This is a genomic window from bacterium (assembly GCA_022763185.1).
GTDB lineage: Bacteria > Bdellovibrionota_G > JALEGL01 > JALEGL01 > JALEGL01 > JALEGL01.
Genome location: JALEGL010000005.1, coordinates 95421 through 109198, shown reverse-complemented (window position 1 = coordinate 109198; position 13778 = coordinate 95421). Strand labels below are relative to the sequence as shown.

Sequence of the window (13778 nt, the reverse complement as noted above, 5' to 3'; positions counted from 1 at the left end):
CATGTTACTTAAAAAAATAATGTTTGCCGTTGCAGGAGTTGCAATTTTTTCTAACGCTTTTGCCCACCCGTCAGGAACCTATAGATTAAATCAAGATGACGCAGCCACATTAGAGATTAATGTACTTAGCCAAGTATGTTTTTTTGATATTGAAGGTTTTGTGTCACATGATGGAGGCAATGATGGCCATAAAAGAGAGTTTTCTTTTTCTTCTGAAGCACAAGAATTAGGCTTTGAATCAGGAACCTACATTGAACTTTTTGAAGAATTAGATGAGTTTGATGACCGAGAAGCTTTAGAATATTACGCCAAAATAGAAAGCTATGATCCAGTAACACGATCATGCACAGTTTCAGGTGATATGATTCCTGTTACAGATGTTCAGCAAGAAGATGGCAGTGTGGTTGAATACCTAGGGGATTATCTTCTGGAACTGATTAAACGTAAAGGCTAGGGGTAAAGGCTTTACTTTACTAATTTTAGGGGGAGATTGTAATCTCCCCTCAGTTTTGGCGAATAATTAAAAAGAGATGTTGATGTATGTTTTACAATAATACGGTATGGTTTAGTCTGTTTTTTATTGCATTAATTGTAAACGCAGGCTGCAATCCAAAGCTAAAGCAGAAAACATCTCAAAACAGCTATACTCCTGTTGTAAAAACAGTAAAAAAAAATATATGGCAAGCCAGACCAAAAGAAGTGCAAGGTGATTTAAAGTCCAGTCAAAGAAAACCCAAGGAGTATTCTCAAGCTGCACAAGAACATTCTGAAGCAGTTACTCAAGTTCAAAATAACACTGTTCCAGAGCTCTCTTATCAAGATAGAGTCATTCAAAAAATTTTAAAAAACAATTCTATTGCAGAACTCAATGCGAACACAAGAAAGTGGATCAATTATGCAACAGTCCATGTTCCAGACCAGATCATTGATTTTGGGATTCAATTTTATTCTGCAGAAAACGATAACCTGAATGAGTATCATACGTCCAATGTTGCTTTTGACTTGCAATACGCCGTGCTGGAGCCACTTAAGTCTAAAAAAGATGCAGCAAAAAAAATAAAATTAAAGATTCAATGGCATAAAAACTCAGTGTTGCATAGAGAAGTCTATTCTACTTTATGTCCAGAGCAAGTTTGCATTCCATCATTTTTTAAGTTGTCCTACAATCTAGAAACAAAAATGCTCAAGGCAGATTACATTGAAGGCATGTCAGGTCCTTTGAAATACAATTTTCATGATGAAACGCACCATGTTTTTACTGCTGGGGATATGGGTGCCTTAAATTGTATTTTGAATATGGAAATTGATAATCCAGATTCCTTTCTTTGGGAAAATCCTATAGAGCGCTATCTTGGAGCGGATTCTCAAAACAGCATTGACATTGAACCCATGAAAGACCGCCTAGATGGTGTAACGGGGGCTACAAATCTGGTTAATGCACCCTATGACAATTGTCCTGTTCCGCAAGGGGGCTTATGGACAACGGTTACTGTGTTTGCACACGGCTATGAAATGTTCAGACGTATTGATGATAGGCAAATAGAAAATTGGCTTCTAAGTTTTGAACAGCCTATCGCACCTTATGTTTAGACAGGGATAAACGCATCTTTTTCCAGGTAGGTCATAGCTAAAGATAAATTTGCCTGTTGAGCGAGATTCATTTATTGGAATGCGATGAGTTTAGATTTTTTAGCTTTATTGGATGGTCATGGTTCAATTCGTCAATACCAGGACAAAGCTGTAGACGAGGCGCTGTTACAAAAAATTTTGCAAACCGGAACGCGGGCAGCAACATCGGGCAACATGCAATTTTATGCGATGGTTGTCAGTAAGGATGAGCAGCAAAAACAAAAATTGTATGCGGCGCATGGTGAGCAAGCCATGATTCTGCAAGCGCCAGTTTTAATTACCTTTTGCGCAGATTTGCATAGAATGCAGCGCTGGTTTGATACACGAGAAGCCAAAACTTCTTTTGCCAATGAAGTGAGTCTTATCAGAGGCATTATTGATGCCAGCCTATTGGCACAAAATGTGGTGGTGGCGGCCGAAGCTATGGGTTTAGGAACCTGTTATATGGGCTCAACCTTAACGGGAATCAAAGATATTGTCAGTATACTCAATTTGCCTAAGCTAGTGGTTCCGGTAACAACAATTTGTTTAGGCTATGCAGCCGAAGATAAAAAAAGAATAGAGCGTTTACCGATGCAGGCGGTTTTACATGAAGAAAGGTATCAAATGTTTGATCAACAAAAAATAGATGCCATCTACAGTCAACGTGAGCAAACGTATTGGCAGAGATTTGAACAAAACCCAAAACGTAGAGCGTTTTTAGAACGTGATGATGTCAATAATATTGCACAAGCCTATAGAGCTTTGAAGTTTGATCAAAAACAGCTAGAAGAGTATTCAAAAAACCTTTGGCAATGTTATCAAGATCAATTTTTATCAATATGAGCCAGGTTTGACATGTGATGAAAAGGCACATAAAGTGCAACGAGAAAAATTTATGCAGCTGAATGTAAAAAATGAATATGCGCCCTTAAAATCAGTTGCTTACTGTTCGGGTCTATACTCGCCAAGCGCAAAAAACTACCTTAGCCAAGACCCTGAGTTTCATAAATTTCACTCACTAAAGGAAGTCTGGGATATCAATCTCTTGGTTCAGCAACAAGAAGCTTTTTTGGAGCTTTTACACGCATACAAGGTAGATTTAATTGAAATCGAAGCAAAAAAAAACTTACCATGGCAGATGTATACACGAGATGTTGCCTTTGTTGTTGGTGAGAAATTGTTTTACAGCCAAAATAGAAAATTCAAAGAACGCAATGGAGAATTTGATCAATTGGCTAACACCTTTGATCAAGCCTCGATTGACCAAAGCCAGTGTATAGAAATTACATCCGGTCACATTGAAGGCGGTGATGTTATGCCTACAGAGGATGAAGTCTTGGTTGGGTTAAGTAGCCGTACATCACAGGAAGCCATTGATGAGCTTGCTTTGCATGATGTTGACGTTAAAGTATTGAACCTGGGTGAGAATATCATGCATCTTGATACGCGTTTAATGATTCTATCTAAAGATAAAGCCGTTATTCATCGTGCTAGCTTTAAAGAACAAGATGTTCAATATTTGCAAAAAAAATATACTTTGATTGAGGTTAATGATGAAGAGGCAAAACAATTGGCTACCAATGTTGTAGTTCTAAACCCAGAAACCATTATTGTAGAGCAACAACAGCAAAGACTTCGTAGTGAGTTAAAACAACATGGTTTTAAAGTAGAAACGCTCAGTTACTCTGAGCCCATCAAGCTGGGTGGATCATTTAGATGCACCAGCCTCACCTTAGCAAGAGAACACGTTTAAACGTACAGTTTTTTTGTGTCATAAATAAATGTACTCAGAAAAAGCTTCTTCTTGAGGGCAAGCTTTAAGCTTGCCATTGCTTTTGTATTCAATGGCAAGGTTAAGTAAATTGAGCAATATTTTAGGATTTAAATGTTCTTTGTGCGCTTTGATTTTGAAGGAGATCTCAAATCGTGTGTCTTTTTTTTGTGGGTAAAACGGTGTTTTTTGGTCGATGTCGAGTTTGATTAGGTTGTTTTCATCGACTGGCAAAGACCATCGCATCAGGTCAAAGGCACTGACAAAGCCAATTGTATTTAAAGACACATCAAGGTCTAAGTTATTTCTTATGAGTTCATTGTGTAAAAGCTGCTCTTGAATTTCAGAGAAGGGGAGATCCCTTAGAAGTGAAGATAAAGGTGTAAAGCGTGATTCATGGTTTGTAGAAGCTAAGGTGTTTTTCCAGGCTTTTGTTTGCGTATAGGGTAAAAAATCAAAGCCTGGTTCATATTTTAAAGAATAGGTAGAACTACTTGAAAAGGTATTCCATAGGTTTTCCAGTAAACACATGCTCGATTCCCTAGGATAGTCTATGCCCAACTCATGTTTTTGTTCATGTGTTGAAGTGTCAATAGAAAGCAAATCTGAGGCATAATGTTGTTTAAAGTCAATTCCCTCAGAGTTGAACTTAAAGGTGAGCGATGTTTTTTTAGGCTGGCGATTTTTGTTTATCCAAGCTCTAATTCGGGTTCGGATACCGTGCTGAGCCAATAATCTATTGTGTGTATCCAGGTTGTATACTTCTCCAATTCTTTTTGGAGCTCTATTGCCCAGTATGTGGATTAAATGGTCTGTGTGATCAATGGCTTTATGGTTGTCACTAAAACAAAGGTTGCTTGCGGTTTCAATTTGAATGTAGTTGCTGTTGCGAGTACTGCTTGTATCGGCTATTAAATTTTTTTGTTGTAGCTGATTGTATAAAGAAAAAAAGTCTTGCTTTAGGTATTGTGCATAAGAAAATTGGATTGTTAATCCTATAGCAATTGCAGAGCCTCGCAATACATAATAATAGTTGATCATGACATTCCCCCTTGTCTTTGATATTATTGTTGAATCAAGTTTATTGTTTTACTTGAATAAAATACGATTTAAACAATTGCGTTCCTTTATCCAGTTTTCCCGTTTTTGGATTGAAAATGCCTGTGATACCAAAATCATTATCATTGATTAAAAATAATGCATTATGCGTTGGAACGTAAGCTATGCCTTCATACTTGTCTGCAAGGCTATTCAACTTATGATCTTTTAAATCCATCCATAAAGTTTTAGAGAGAGCATACTTTTTTTGCAGCTCTTTTTTTGAAAGCGTTTCAAGTTTGGTGGTGTTAAACATCGTAGCATCATAAGCATTGTTCAATAAGTTTTTATCAGCAGCAAAGTTGATTTTGTATATTTTTTTAATGGCATCTTTGTCATCTTTTCCATCTCTCTCTATGACCAAGAACTCATTTTCATTGAGAGCCGTCATGCCGCCCATTTTATCAGCTTTTTTGACGTTATCTAATAGATAGATGTACTGCCCAGTGGTCTGTCTTTTTTTAAGATCAAACTCAATGATTCTAATGACATCATTTTTCTTTTTTGTAGGAAGAGGACTCTGCAAAACAGCATACAATTTATGGTTAGCAATACTGATGGCTTCAAAACCTCGGTTTTTTTTACGTTCTTTGATGACTTCTGGCAGAACAGGGTGAATGTGTTTGCTTTGATAAGCTGTTCCTTCTGGAACATATTTAGCCAACATCTTGCCTTTTTTGTTAAACTCTATGATGGCAGGACCATATTCGTCAACCAACCAAAAATGTCCGGTTTCGTCTATGGCGATTCCTTCTGGGTCAAGGCTATACGGATTTAAAGCCAATGATTTACCCAAGAGGTCAGCAGGAGGCTCATGCAGATGTTTTTTATCTTGGCTGGTTGATAAATTAGGAACACCTGTTAATTTTTTACCCTTAGGATCTTGCAAAGGGAGTTGTTTTTTTATTTTTAGGGTGTTTTTTTTAGTATGATAAACCAGTTGAACGAGTTGCAATTGATATTGAGGTAAGAGAAAAGGTCTGCTTTTTTCTGAATTCTTTTCAAAAGCAAAGGGCTCGGCATTGGGCCCACGATCTGTCAGCGTCCAAAAATACAGTTTATTTTTTTTCTGGTGAGAAAAAGTCAAACCTGAAAATCCGCCTAAGTAGATGGTTTCTTTGGCTAAAGTATTTCCCAGTTTGATATTGTTAGGAAGCTCTATTGTTTTAACTTGCGTATTCTTTGCAAAAGCAAAAGAACATGAAAAATATAGAATAAGATACAGCACATACTGTTTTTTAACTTTAAAAGTAATCGTCATTTTGGCTCCTTAACCATAGTAATATTAAGAAAAAATTAATTTTTCAAGTGTAGACTTTTTTCTTTTTTAATGTTTTTTTTAGAAATAAATGTTGTTAAAATGGTTAATAGGCAATAAAGCATGGGCATAAAGCTAGAAAAGAGATGGTTTTGGGAGAAGATATGCAGGATAATAAAGCAAAAATCCTTTTAGTGGATGATGATGATTTTTTTCTTGAGTACATGCACAGCCGTTTATCCGATGAAGGCTTTGATGTTCAAATTGCCTTGTCTGTAGACACAGCTTTAGAAATGCTTGAAAGTGATGATTTTGATTTATGTGTAACAGACTTTAAAATGCCCGTTAAAACAGGTGAAGACTTATTAAGAAGCTTGAGGGTAGATACAAAATTAGGTCTTAAAGATTTGCCCGTGATTATTTTATCGTGGATCAGCGATCAAGAAATAAAAAAACGTTTGAATAGTTATAAGCCCAGCGCGTTTTTGGAAAAAATGCTACGACCTCATCAAATAGCTAAAATCATTGACAATATATTGGAACAAAAACAACCTTATGTTGCGCATTAAGGGTTGAGCAACTAAAATTTAAAGCTGGTACCCACATACAAATCATTGACGGTAATTGCATCATTATCATTGAGGCTGTCCTCTTCTTTAAATATTTGGTAACGAGCATGTAAAAGGTTTTTTCTGCTAAAGTACCAAAATGCATTGCCACCAAAACTATATTCTTGCTCATTTTCTGTGGGCAAAGTGGATAAACTGTTGTTTAAATAAACATCCCGTTCAGTTCTAACTCGATTAAAAAAACTTTCTAAACGCAATTTTCCATCAGAAAAATCTTTGCCCAATACAACATCAAAAGCAACATGGGCGCTTTTATAATTGTTGATAAAATTAATTTGGCTTTTAAAATCAATGCTGGGATCAAATAAAGCATTGTTTTTGTATCCTATAAAATAACGCGACCGGTTTAAGTCGTCAAAGCTTCTTTTGGTTAGTTCTAGGCCAGTGAATAAAGTTTGCCCTGGTAAAAAAGTGTAACTGATCTGGTCTCTAATTTGTGTGTAAAAGGTGTCGTTGAATACATTGCCATTGACATAACTGTCTGGTGTAAATTGTCCTTGGCTGGGAATTTGTGAGCTTTGTGAAGCGGCATACTCAACGTTGGACCAACGGGTAAAGCTTAAACTGTTGTTCACTTGATCAGAAAAAATATAATAAATGTTGAGCATCAGCTGATCTAAGGATTGAGGAACAAAAGCAAAATTGAGTAAAGCCGATAAACGTATACGACGATGCGGCGTATAGCTACTATGAATAAAGCTGTACAAACGGTCTATTTGCCCTTGATAGAGGAGTGCATTAAAAGAGCTACTAAAATTTAAGGTATCATTTTTAAGTTGGTAATAACTCCCTAAGCTAAAAAAGTCAGTGCTGATCAATTGATTGTTTTGATCATTGCCAATAAAGCCCAGGTTGCTTCTTGGATCTTGACCAAGGCCAGAGAAAAATCCCAGTTGTTTGCTGCTATCAAGGTTAAATACAATGCGAGCTCCATCAAAACGCATACCGCCACTTTGAAAAACAATCTGTCTTCCCAACCAAAAGTCATGACCTGCAAAAAGATTTTTATACTCTAAGGAAAGCTCACGGATATCATAGCGATTCTTTTGATTGTAAGCCAGACTGTAAGCGCTCTCATCTAAATTGAAACGACTTTTGCCCACAAAACGAAAGTTTGTTTGTTTTGTATTTGAAATAGTCTTTTGCTGGTACAAACGAAGATCAAGCATCAATAAACGATAACGATCTTGTAAGTAGTCTAGACCCACGCCATCATTTTGCAAAGCATTGTCTTGATCAAGAGTATTTTGCCTTACAGACCAATACCCTAGGTTGAGATGGCCATTGAATTGTTGGTCAGTGTTTTGGGCATAGCACAGCTTAAAAAAAAGCATGCAGTTGAAAAAGTTGATGAAAAACCAAGATTGAATAAAAAAACGCATCATAGTTTGGAGGGTCTCCAACCATAGGTTCTATGACAATCTTTACAGTTAGTATTGCCGCCAGCATGCTGAGGAATAATCATGGGAGATGCAAAATCTTTTAGATGACAAAATGAACATTCGTTGGGCAAGCCACCAAAGATACGATTGACATGGCACTGCTCACAGGACAAGAAGCGATGGGCACCGGACAACTCAAAGCCGGTTTGCGCATGTCTAAATTGTGTGGGGAGCCAAGTGTTTTGACCATGGCAGTCTTGGCAGCGTAAGCCAAAACTATTCATGTGTGGGTCTTGATGGCAACTTTGACATTGCGGTTTAATAGATCTTACCGCTTGCTTTGGACCATGGCAGACCAAACAATTCAATTGATTGTGAGCACCTTTGAGCTCATATTCACCAAAATCATGAAAATTATTTTTCATGGCAAAAGTTTGCGTGTTGTGACAACGCTCACAGTTTTGTCCAAATGAGTTGTTGTGCACATCTGTGTGACATTCTGAACAACGCTTGATACCAAGTTTGTATTTAAAGTTTTGGTGACATTGATTGCAGTTGAGGTAGCGATGTTGACCATCTAATTTAAAACTAGAGTTTTTGTTATGATCAAACTCAATCGCGTTGAAGCGGGTTGGTGAGTGACAATTTTGACATTGTTGCCCCAGTTCTCCCTGATGGAAGTCATTGTGACACGATTTGCAGTTGGTTGAAAGGGGTCTAAACTTTCCTTGTTGGTGACAGTTTTTGCAACTGACATAACGGTGAACTCCCTCCAGCTTAAATCGTGATTGAGTGTTGTGGTCAAACTGCATTTGTGAAAAACCAGCGGTGCTATGACAGTTAGAGCAAGCTTGTTGACCAAATTGATTGTTGTGAATATCTTGATGACATTGACTGCATTTGGGAGAGCTTTTTAACCAGCGATATTTTCTGTTTTGATGGCATTTTTCACAAGCCACAACCGTATGTTGCCCGGTTAATGTATAGCGTGAATCTTTATTGTGAAGAAAAGATAAAATTTGCCATCCTTCAGTTAAGTGACAGTCTTGACATTGTTTGCTTTTCCATAGTTTTTTAAATTCTTGCCCATGCGGATTGTTGTGACAGTCACTGCACTTGCTAAAATTTTTAATTTTACCAATGGTATTACCGTGGCAACGTTTACACGTCACGCTTCTGTGTTGACCGGTTAAAGGAAAACGTGTTTTTTGATGATCGAAGTCTTTAAAAGAACTTTGAGTGCTGCTTAACTGACTGCCCGCCTTCCAGGAGTCTGTGCTATGACATTTTTGACAATTGGAACCAAAACTTCCTTTGTGCGGGTCACTATGGCAGTTTGTACAGCGCTTGTATTTTAAAGGCCGCCAAACTTTTTTAGTGTGGCAACTGTAACATTCAACCTTTTTATGTGCGCCAGTCAGGGGAAAGTTTGTTTCTCTATTGTGATTAAAACGCAAATGTTTGATCAGGCTGTTAAAGTTGTAAGAGTGATGGCAGTCTTGACAACGTTTGAAGCGAGACTTTTTACTATTGTGAACATCTTTGTGACAAGTAGAACAGCGAGGTGAGGCTGCAAGGTAACTGGTTTTTTTAGTTGTCTTACCTGTTATGGCATGTTTACGCTTTTGGGTGTGACATTGCTTGCATTGCACCTGTTTGTGTTTGCCAGTAAGGGACCAGCCGGTTTGATCATGTTCAAAGTTAAGTCGTTTTAAACCTAAAAGTTCGTAATCAATGCCTTTGTGTTCATTATGACATTGATAACACTGTGCGGTTTGTACAGCATGATAGCCAGAGTTATTTTTGATCTTGTTGGCAATGGCTTGATGGCAGGTCAAGCATTTTTTGTTGGGTAAGCCCTGAGCCGTAGAGTGACAAAGTGTACAATTTTTCACGCCCGAGATTTCTTGGTGGGCTTTAGATAAAGCACCTGGACTTATCCATGTATTGAACTGGGCAAGTCCAATTTGACAATAGCCTAATACCCAGCAAAAAAAATAAACAGCAGCAACATTTTTATTCTTGGTTAGCAAAATCTTGACTCTATTTTAGGGGGATATGAGTGGGATACAAAGTAAAAACACGATTAAACCAATAAAATTGTCAAGCACAAGGGCCTTATTTTTTCTTTACTTTTTTATCTTTGGCAAAATCAAAATAATTCCAGTCTTGGGCATTGTGACACTCGTCACAAGGTTTTTGGTATTCTGGTTTTTTGTGTGGATTTGGGTGGCAGGAGCTGCATTTGCTAGAGTTTTTGAGGTAAGTGGTTAATTTAGTTTTTTTACCGGTAATGGCGTTAACGCGTTTATCCGTGTGGCAGTCTTCACAATCAAGGCGTTTATGTTTGCCCTTTAAAGGCCAGCCAGTGTCTTCATGTTTAAAGCCAATGCGTTTTAAATCTCTTAAATCATGTTTTTTACCCCGGTGCTCGCCATGACACTGATAACAGCGTTTATTATCATTGCGGTAATGGTAGCCAGATTTCGATTCAATTTTTTTTGCAATATCGGTATGACACTTTAAGCAGGCTTTTTTACGATTGCCCGTATGGCATTTGGTGCATTTAGAAAAGCCGTTAAGATATTTGTAATGGGCTTTACTTAAATCTCCGGGTGAAAAAAACTGTGCTTTAGCCATATAGGGTAAAGATAAGCTTAGGATAAAACTATAAAACAATAACTTACGCACGCACTTTTAATTATAACAAGTTTAGCAGAGTATATCTAGGTAATTGTTATTAAAGGTTTTTTTGTTCAGTTTCGGTTCAGCTCTAAAAAACTGATACAGAATAGATTTAGCTATTTAGAATAGCAAGCTCTAAAGAAGTGATTTTACTAACTTTATAGTTTATGCGATTGTTGGTGAGTTAAATATGTAATCGTCTTTTTAAAATTGTATTTAAAATGTTGTAACAATTATTTATAATACGTAAAATATAATAATGAAAAATAAGTTCAATTTCTTTTTTTTAAGTGGTTTTACACTAATCGAACTGATGATTACAATTGCTATTATTGGCTTGTTGGCATCAACAGCAGTACCGGCTTATTTAAAATATATTCAAAAAAGTAAGTCTAGCGAAGCTAAGTTGCTATTGCGTAAAGCTTATGATGCAGAGATTGTTTGGTACGCGGATCCTAAAATTAATTCTTTAGGTTTAACATGTGCGGCTAACTTTACACCTACTTTTTCACCTATATCGAGCTATAGCAGTCAAACAGTTGACTGCGATATGAATGTGGCATCATCCCATAGGCCTTCTATGAATAAACAATATGTTTGTAGTCTTGTTTTACCTAAAGCTAACTTATATATCGATAACAACTGTTCTGTTCAAACCAGCTATCAAAACGTAGGAGCAGAAATGATATTCAATAGGGAAGAAAAGCAATATCCACTAAATCCTACTATGGGTGTTTCATTAATTAGTGAAAGCCCGGGATATTTCTTAATCAAAGCCAATACGTCTTCTGATATGGCAGCTGAATATAGTGTAGATCAAAATAATACACTCATGATTTATGCTTTTGCTGATACTGACGGAGATTACACGGGTTCAACTGGTTATTCTATTGCTGCACAGCCATCACCATTAACTCAAGATGCTTTTTGGACGATCTCGCGTGGAATTTATATTGATACAAATGGAGATGTAACCGGAACGGATGGCTTTTATGAGCTTAATCCTGGTGAATGAAAAAAGTTTTTAATCATCGTATAAAATAAAATATGCTCAACTTTAAAAAATAATAAAAGGTTGGAGTTCTGATTGAACATTGCGCTATTAAGTGTTTAAAAAAGTGTAATAATTTTTGTATTGATGGTGTTGAATGTGCCAGAACTTAAATTTACAAAGGAAAATATTAAAAAGTACTGCTTAGGCATAAAGCACAATGATATATTTTATGATTTCAGTTTTGATGCCTAATAGGTTTATAAATATGCATATAAAGTATTAAGTCCAACCGGTAAAAAAGAACAGGTTGTAAATCACGTGGATGATGGCAAAGATCCCCATGACGTAAGCCAGAGGCTTATGCACATACTGCCATTTAATAAACAAGCGCGAAGCAAATTCCAAGAAGCGAACATTGCGCATTAACAGCACTTTACGATAAACCATATTTCTAAAGGTGCTGTACTGACGTTTGTAGCTTTCCATTTCTTTGGGCGTAAAGTATTTGATCCTAATCAATAACCACCCAGTATGAACAACAGATTTCAAAAGCTTAAGCATGCTTGGATCATCCAGTTCTTCAAAATTGGTTTCTTCTACGATTTTATCAATAATGCGTCGGCTGCGTGTTCCTTTTTCAAAAATAGCATCTAGTTTATACGCCAATTCACGATCTTGTTCCTGAATTTGTCTAAATTTGAGCTCTGTTGTGGCCACGGTTCTGGGAATAATTTGATATAAAAAACGACCAAACATGCCGGTAATCATCACAAACAGTAAAGAGACCATACCTAAGGTACCCCAACCCATTTCAAATTCAAAGCCGGTATGAAATAAAACCAAAATGGTACCAACAAAGCCAGCAAAGTTATGAAAATCAAGCCACAGAGGCTTGGAGCCAAAGCGTCCAAAGAGGCGAGGAAAGGCCTTACGCATAGGATAAATCATTGCAGCAACAATCATTGAAAAGCCAATATTGCCAATAAACAAACAGAGTTGTGAGCCTTTATTAAAATTAAGTTCTATGCTTGAATCAATAAAACCCACGCGCTGTGCTTTGAGTAGAAGAGAAAACTGCGAGTAGAATTGTTCTTGTAAGGCAAGAAATTCAAAACTTAACCAAGTGATTATGCTAAAGGCCAAGAGAAAATATATTTTTTGCAGAAATTTAACCAGACCAGAGCGTTCATCCAGCTCTTCATTTTTGGCTTGTGTGTTTTGATTGACGCTAAAAATGGTTGGGTTTTCTAACAGTTCGTTGGCACTTAGTTCAATAATGGCGCCGGTGGGACAATGTGAAATACACGCCAGATCACTAAAACCATCACAATGATTGCATTTGTCAGCGATAAACTTAGGAGGCCGTTTTTGACCAGGGTGGTTTAAAAAGCGAGAAAAACGTTCGTCTTTTTGATCCACTTTATGGATGGTGATGGCACCATACTGACAAGCTTTTGCACAAGACTGACAGCCAATACAATCATCTTTGATTTCAACTTCACCGCTGTCTGGGTTGAAAATAACACTTTCAACCGGGCAAGAGGGAATACAGGTAGGGTAAAAGCACGTTAAGCAGCTTTGGGCAATGTCCATCACCCCAAACTTGGCATAACCGCGTTCAATTCTTTGAAAGCCATGTCGATCTTCACAGGCATCATAACAGGTATCGCACTCAATACACTTATTCATTTGTGTAATTTTAATACGGGAGGCCTGAGTTAAAGCGGTATCCACCAAAAAATCCAAAACAGAACGTGAATAACTGTCTTCACAGTAAATTCGGTTTCGGTAATCAATACGATCACTGATTTGTTTAAGTCTGTTTTCAAAAACTTGGCTGCTGCGAGCAAAGGTTTTTAAATCTTCTTTACGAACAATCAAAATCTCAGCATCGGTGATGGCAACAACTTTACTGGCAGTTAGGTTGTTCCAAGTCATGGGTTTATCCACAAAAAACTCACCTTTGCGTAAAAAATTAATGGGAATTTTACGCGCGTTTTCGTCAAAACCAATAATTTTAACTTGGCCTTTGGCAATGAAAAAAAAGTGAGCAAAACTTTCTGTGTCGGTTTCAAATTCTAAGATGTCTTCATTGGCTAAGGCGCTAGCGCGTCTGACTTTACCTTGCAGCTGCTTTAAAGTGAAGTTAGGAATATCACGAAAAAGTTTAATGATCTTTAAATCTTCAAGTGAGGTTACCGGAAAACTAGGAGGCCCTTTTTTCTTTTTGTTGCGCTTATTGTAAATAATACCGTTTGACATAATTATAATATAAACAACAGTTTAACGGTTTAAGCGATGTTTGTCTTTTAAAAATCTAAAATCATACATCTTTTGTTAAAGTAAGTTC

General features: G+C 37.0%; 11 protein-coding genes and 1 pseudogene. 6 read left to right on the top strand and 6 right to left on the bottom strand.

The window, feature by feature from the left end:
- Nucleotide 1 precedes the first annotated feature (1 nt).
- The 4 genes from MRY82_02070 to MRY82_02055 all read left to right on the top strand — a co-directional run bounded on the left by MRY82_02070 (nucleotide 2) and on the right by MRY82_02055 (nucleotide 3364).
- Entirely contained in the window at nucleotides 2-454 is a 453-nt protein-coding gene (locus MRY82_02070) for a hypothetical protein (GenBank protein MCI5071714.1), read from the top strand.
- 86 nt (nucleotides 455-540) lie between these two features.
- Nucleotides 541-1590: a hypothetical protein gene (locus MRY82_02065; protein ID MCI5071713.1), complete on the top strand. Its 1050-nt coding sequence runs from the start codon at nucleotides 541-543 to the stop codon at nucleotides 1588-1590.
- A gap of 84 nt (nucleotides 1591-1674) precedes the next feature.
- Nucleotides 1675-2454: a nitroreductase family protein gene (locus tag MRY82_02060; protein MCI5071712.1), complete on the top strand. Its 780-nt coding sequence runs from the start codon at nucleotides 1675-1677 to the stop codon at nucleotides 2452-2454.
- A gap of 34 nt (nucleotides 2455-2488) precedes the next feature.
- Nucleotides 2489-3364 carry an arginine deiminase family protein gene (locus MRY82_02055; GenBank protein ID MCI5071711.1) on the top strand — a complete coding sequence of 292 codons (876 nt, stop codon included), beginning with the start codon at nucleotides 2489-2491 and terminating at the stop codon, nucleotides 3362-3364.
- A gap of 18 nt (nucleotides 3365-3382) precedes the next feature.
- Here the strand turns inward: MRY82_02055 and MRY82_02050 are convergent, their stop codons facing one another.
- Nucleotides 3383-4423, bottom strand: coding sequence for a hypothetical protein (locus tag MRY82_02050; protein MCI5071710.1), 1041 nt, complete (start codon nucleotides 4421-4423; stop codon nucleotides 3383-3385).
- Between the two features lie 40 nt (nucleotides 4424-4463).
- Nucleotides 4464-5741: an esterase-like activity of phytase family protein gene (locus MRY82_02045; GenBank protein ID MCI5071709.1), complete on the bottom strand. Its 1278-nt coding sequence runs from the start codon at nucleotides 5739-5741 to the stop codon at nucleotides 4464-4466.
- 161 nt (nucleotides 5742-5902) lie between these two features.
- On the opposite strand from MRY82_02045, the gene MRY82_02040 reads away from it, so the two are divergent.
- Nucleotides 5903-6307, top strand: coding sequence for a response regulator (locus MRY82_02040; GenBank protein MCI5071708.1), 405 nt, complete (start codon nucleotides 5903-5905; stop codon nucleotides 6305-6307).
- 11 nt (nucleotides 6308-6318) lie between these two features.
- Here MRY82_02040 and MRY82_02035 read toward each other — a convergent pair whose 3' ends face one another.
- From MRY82_02035 to MRY82_02025, 3 genes are all read right to left on the bottom strand, one after another.
- On the bottom strand, nucleotides 6319-7752 hold the full coding sequence (locus tag MRY82_02035) for a hypothetical protein (protein ID MCI5071707.1): 1434 nt from the start codon (nucleotides 7750-7752) through the stop codon (nucleotides 6319-6321).
- Nucleotides 7749-9644 (bottom strand): hypothetical protein, encoded by a 1896-nt coding sequence (locus tag MRY82_02030; GenBank protein MCI5071706.1) that lies wholly within the window; start codon nucleotides 9642-9644, stop codon nucleotides 7749-7751. The genes MRY82_02035 and MRY82_02030 overlap by 4 nt, the downstream gene beginning before the upstream one ends.
- A gap of 223 nt (nucleotides 9645-9867) precedes the next feature.
- Complete coding sequence (locus MRY82_02025; GenBank protein MCI5071705.1) at nucleotides 9868-10440, bottom strand: hypothetical protein; 573 nt, start codon at nucleotides 10438-10440, stop codon at nucleotides 9868-9870.
- A 253-nt stretch (nucleotides 10441-10693) separates the two neighbouring features.
- Here MRY82_02025 and MRY82_02020 point away from each other — a divergent pair.
- Nucleotides 10694-10834: pseudogene (locus tag MRY82_02020) on the top strand (prepilin-type N-terminal cleavage/methylation domain-containing protein).
- 873 nt (nucleotides 10835-11707) lie between these two features.
- On the opposite strand, the gene MRY82_02015 reads toward MRY82_02020, so the two are convergent.
- Complete coding sequence (locus MRY82_02015) at nucleotides 11708-13690, bottom strand: 4Fe-4S dicluster domain-containing protein (GenBank protein ID MCI5071704.1); 1983 nt, start codon at nucleotides 13688-13690, stop codon at nucleotides 11708-11710.
- Between the last annotated feature and the right edge of the window lie 88 nt (nucleotides 13691-13778).

What these genes read in the sequence shown, in the direction of transcription:
- MRY82_02070 (MCI5071714.1), top strand. Translation starts at nt 2, where the DNA reads ATGTTACTTAAAAAAATAATGTTTGCCGTTGCAGGAGTTGCAATTTTT.
- MRY82_02065 (MCI5071713.1), top strand. Translation starts at nt 541, where the DNA reads ATGTTTTACAATAATACGGTATGGTTTAGTCTGTTTTTTATTGCATTA.
- MRY82_02060 (MCI5071712.1), top strand. Translation starts at nt 1,675, where the DNA reads ATGAGTTTAGATTTTTTAGCTTTATTGGATGGTCATGGTTCAATTCGT.
- MRY82_02050 (MCI5071710.1), bottom strand. Translation starts at nt 4,423, where the DNA reads ATGATCAACTATTATTATGTATTGCGAGGCTCTGCAATTGCTATAGGA.
- MRY82_02045 (MCI5071709.1), bottom strand. Translation starts at nt 5,741, where the DNA reads ATGACGATTACTTTTAAAGTTAAAAAACAGTATGTGCTGTATCTTATT.
- MRY82_02040 (MCI5071708.1), top strand. Translation starts at nt 5,903, where the DNA reads ATGCAGGATAATAAAGCAAAAATCCTTTTAGTGGATGATGATGATTTT.
- MRY82_02035 (MCI5071707.1), bottom strand. Translation starts at nt 7,752, where the DNA reads ATGATGCGTTTTTTTATTCAATCTTGGTTTTTCATCAACTTTTTCAAC.
- MRY82_02015 (MCI5071704.1), bottom strand. Translation starts at nt 13,690, where the DNA reads ATGTCAAACGGTATTATTTACAATAAGCGCAACAAAAAGAAAAAAGGG.